Source organism: Pseudomonas sp. 2822-17, from assembly GCF_002742485.1.
In the GTDB taxonomy this organism is placed as follows: Bacteria; Pseudomonadota; Gammaproteobacteria; order Pseudomonadales; family Pseudomonadaceae; genus Aquipseudomonas; species Aquipseudomonas cyclaminis.
Window position 1 is genome coordinate 1 of sequence record NZ_LJRZ01000315.1, and the last position, 238, is coordinate 238.

1 protein-coding gene is annotated in these 238 nt (G+C 32.4%); it reads left to right on the forward strand.

Annotated elements, in window-relative coordinates:
* Nucleotides 1-46 precede the first annotated feature (46 nt).
* On the forward strand, nucleotides 47-238 hold a 192-nt coding region (locus tag AOA60_RS07565), incomplete at its 3' end, for an HTH domain-containing protein (RefSeq protein ID WP_143522396.1).

Genomic DNA, 238 nt, shown 5'->3' on the forward strand with positions numbered 1-238 from the left:
GTATCTATACGTTTTTGAAAAGAAATAGTTCTAAGAGGTGAAAAAAATGAAAGGGAAAGTGCTACAGCTTTTACGAGAAAATAATCATCAACATTTATCAGGTGAAAAAATAAGTACTGAACTTTCATGTAGTCGTACAATGGTATGGAAATATATTCAGGCTCTCAGGAAAGATGGTTACGAAATAACTGCTGTTTCAAATAAAGGGTATCAATTGGTTAGCGACACAGATAAATTG